Annotated in this window: 4 protein-coding genes; 2 read left to right on the top strand and 2 right to left on the bottom strand. The window is 57.7% G+C overall.

The annotated features are described in order from the left end of the window. Positions 1–233: 233 nt before the first annotated feature. Together LD28_RS0111610 and LD28_RS0111605 are read left to right on the top strand one after the other, a co-directional pair. The gene (locus LD28_RS0111610; protein WP_033137130.1) at positions 234–671 is read left to right on the top strand and encodes a GNAT family N-acetyltransferase; all 438 of its coding nucleotides are present in this window, start codon (positions 234–236) and stop codon (positions 669–671) included. 76 nt (positions 672–747) lie between these two features. Beyond that, entirely contained in the window at positions 748–1,512 is a 765-nt protein-coding gene (locus LD28_RS0111605; RefSeq protein ID WP_050514315.1) for a M90 family metallopeptidase, read from the top strand. 80 nt (positions 1,513–1,592) lie between these two features. Here LD28_RS0111605 and LD28_RS0111600 read toward each other — a convergent pair whose 3' ends face one another. Beyond that, the gene (locus LD28_RS0111600) at positions 1,593–2,186 is read right to left on the bottom strand and encodes an acetate uptake transporter (RefSeq protein WP_033137128.1); all 594 of its coding nucleotides are present in this window, start codon (positions 2,184–2,186) and stop codon (positions 1,593–1,595) included. 225 nt (positions 2,187–2,411) lie between these two features. Then, on the bottom strand, positions 2,412–3,561 hold a 1,150-nt coding region (locus LD28_RS0111595; protein ID WP_033137127.1), incomplete at its 5' end, for a DUF748 domain-containing protein.

The raw sequence follows: 3,561 nt of genomic DNA, 5'->3' as shown, positions 1-3,561 counted from the left end.
GTTGAGGGGTTAAGCAGGGCGCAAACACGCGCCATGCATGGGGTGTAACATATCGAGTTGTATCGGTGCTTCCCAGCGAAAAATGTTGCCTTGTTGCAAATTTGTGAATTGACAAGGGTGGGGAGATAATGGCAGGCAGCGTTTTCTATGAGTAAAGATGAGATCCTCCTTGTTTATCTGCGCCGGACAATGTGACGGGCGTAACACAATGGAAAGCAAACATGAGGCCAACAATGAAAAATGACTCTGACACGTTGACGATCCGTCCCCCTGAGGCCGACGACGGGGACACCATCGCCCACTTGTTTACCCAATTGGGGTATCCTGCCGAAGGCGGTGACGTGACGGCGCGCCTGTTGACGCCGGATCCCGCCAGTTTTGTACTGCTCGCCTCCCTGGCTGACAAGGTGGTCGGCGTGCTGGTGTGGCACAGGCTGGCACCGCTGCATGTTGCACCAGCGTGGGGCCTGATCTCGGCGCTGGTTGTCGATGAAAGTGCAAGAGGGGCGGGGGTGGGCGCGGCCTTGCTCAAGCGAGCCGAACAGATGGCACGGGCCGCAGGTTGTGCCCATCTGGAGCTCTCCAGCAGCCTCAAGCGCGAGGCTGCCCACCGTTTTTATCTGGCGCAGGCGTATCAGGAGCGGCCGAAACGGTTCGTCAAACTGCTGTGACCTGTTTTTTGCATCAAAAGAAGGAGTCGGCGTGCTGGGATGGTTCAAATGGCTGGGTGGTCGCCCGCAAACGCCCATGAGTGACGATGAGCTGGCGCTGTGGCGTCAGGGGCTGGCGGCTGTGCCCATCTTGCAAGGGCTCAGCGACACCGAGCAGACCTCGCTCATCGGACTGGGGCAACAGCTGCTCAAACGCAAGACCCTGACTCTGATCGGGGTATATCTCAACCCCCGTCAACAGGCGGTGCTGGCGCTGCAGGCGGCGCTGCCCATCTTGCACCTCGGCGTTGACTGGTATCGCGGCTTTTACGAAATCATCATCATTCCCGAACCTGTCACGCGGCGGCAGGAGGTACAGGATGAGTACGGGTTGGTGAGCGAGTTTGAAGAGGAGAACGCCGGTGAATCCTGGCCGCAAGGGCCGCTGGTGCTGGCCTGGAGCGAGCTGCAGCAGGATGGTGACTGGGACGGCTTTAATCTGGTGATCCACGAGCTGGCCCACAAGCTCGACATGTTGGGCGGTGAGGCGGATGGTGCACCGCCGTTGCCGGGGTCAATGAGCCGCCAGTTGTGGCAGCAGGCGTTCCAGGCTGCATTCGATGAGTTGCACCAACAGCTGGACAGAGACGAGGTGACCGCCATCGATCCCTATGCGGCCGAACATCCCGCGGAGTTTTTCGCCGTCAGCTGCGAGTGCTTTTTTACCGATCCGCTGCGGCTGCAGCAGGTTTATCCCGCGGTATATCGGCAACTGAGTCAGTTCTTTAGTCAGGATCCTGCCCTGCGTTTTCCCGCAACCCGTTTGTTGGCGGGCGAGACGGACTCCGAGTCACTTATCTGATAACCGATCAGCAGATGGTTTATTCGCAATAGTAAAAAAGCACCCGAGGGTGCTTTTTTACAATCTGAATGGCTTGCCTATCAGGCAGCCGCTTTCAGCTGTACGGCGGCTTTCTTGTGATCGCCGATCGGCATCACGGTGCGGCCGAACTGCTCGTTGATCACGGTGGCCATGGCCAGGTAGATGGCGCTGGCGCCACAGATGATGCCTTCGAAACCGGCAATGGTGCCGATCAGGGTGCTGCCGGTGAAGTCACGGGCGGCCAGCAGGAAGAACAGCACGGTCAGGGAGGCGAACACGAACTGCTTGGCACGCGGGTAGTTGACAGTACCGACCAGCATGAACAGGGTGAACACACCCCACAGCAGCAGATACCAGCCCATGTAGGCGTGCGGAGTGGCTTCGGCCAGACCCATGGTCGGCATGACGAGCAGGGCGACCAGGCTCAACCAGAAGAAACCGTAGGAGATAAAGGCGGTCACACCGAAGGTGTTGCCACGTTTGTATTCCATGATGCCGGCGACGATCTGGGCCATACCGCCGTAGCACAGGCCCATGGCCAGGATCATGGCGCTGATGGGGAAGAAACCTGCGTTATGGATGTTCAGCAGGATGGTGGTCATACCGAAACCCATCAGACCCAGAGGGGCAGGGTTGGCCAATTTTTCGCTCACGTGGCGTTCTCCAAAAATAGAGGTGGGGGTTAACAAAAGACGCGCGATTTTAGGCAGGCTATGGCGCTCCCGCAAGGGGGCAAGGGGGATAAATCGTAAAAAAACTACGTGATTATTTGTATCAGAGACCAAATGCTCACCAAAGCAGGCTGTTTGGTGAGCAAAAGGTGTCAAAATAGTTGAGTGGTTGTATTTTTATTACGCTTTGTGTGAGGGCCGTCAGGTTTACTCATCCAGCGTCAGTACCACTTTTGCTTCCTTGTCCTCTTCCTTGACCTGGCTGTCGAGTACGAACAATCGCTCCGGGGTTATTCCCAGTGTATCGACCAGAAACTCCTTGGTATTTTGCGCCCGGCGCATGGCGAGGTTGCGCAGGGATTTGGCGGTAATCAGTTGCTGATCCCGCAACAGGATCACTGCCTGGGTGCGCAGCGCCGCACTCTCTTCATCCAGATGGAGGCGATCGGCCAAATCGTCCAGCTCTTCGGAGAATCGCTCTTCGTAGGCTTGTGCCAGCGCTTTTTGCAGCTCTGGATCCTGTTCGATAAGGTCCAGATCGACCGGATTGCCGGTGAGCTTGGCCAGTGCCCGTTCCAGCTTCTGGCGCTGCAGGATGGGGCGCTCTTCGTTGAAGTTGACCTTGCCGCGAATATTCATGCTGAGCTTTGGCCGATCCTTGAGCGCCTGCGCCAGTTTGGTCAGCTTATCCTGCTGGGTTGGCGTCAGGTCAGGATCACCCGGCAAAAACACAATTTCGTCGAGATCTTCGCTACTACCGGCCAGCGAGGCGAGCAAAGAGAAGGGGGAGGTGATCGCTTTGCTCAGGGTGTTGCCCAGCACATCCCAGAAAATGTTGCCCAGGTTGAAATCGGGCTGATCCAGATCGCCCTTCACCTTGAGGTTCATCTGTATCACCCCGTTGGCATCGCTCAGCAGGGCAATGGCCAGTCCGAGCGGCAGATCCTTGGCCTGCTCGCTCTTGATCTTCTCACCCAGTTGCAGCTTCTTGATGGTGATATCGTTATCCCCCTCCAGTCGGTTGCCCTCCAGCTTGTAGTGCAGCTTCATGGAGAGCTGTCCCTTGTCGATGGCATAACCGGCATAGGTGCCCGAATAGGGGGTGAAGGTGGTGAGCTCCAGATTGTTGAACGCCACCGCGATGTCGAGGATCGGGTTGGCGACCAGCAGGTTGGTGCCGCCGCGAATGGTCACCGGCGCATAGCGATCCACCTTGCCGTTGAAGGCGAGCTCGGAGCGCTGACCCGGGATATTGCTGATATGGCGGCTTTGACCGCCCAGCGAGGCGATATCGGCTACAAAATCCTGACTCAGGCTGCGATCGGCAAAGCGCAAGTTGCCCTGCTCGGTGCGCAGC

It is taken from the genome of Aeromonas finlandensis (genome assembly GCF_000764645.1).
GTDB lineage: Bacteria > Pseudomonadota > Gammaproteobacteria > Enterobacterales > Aeromonadaceae > Aeromonas > Aeromonas finlandensis.
This window is presented reverse-complemented; position numbering and strand designations above follow the sequence as displayed.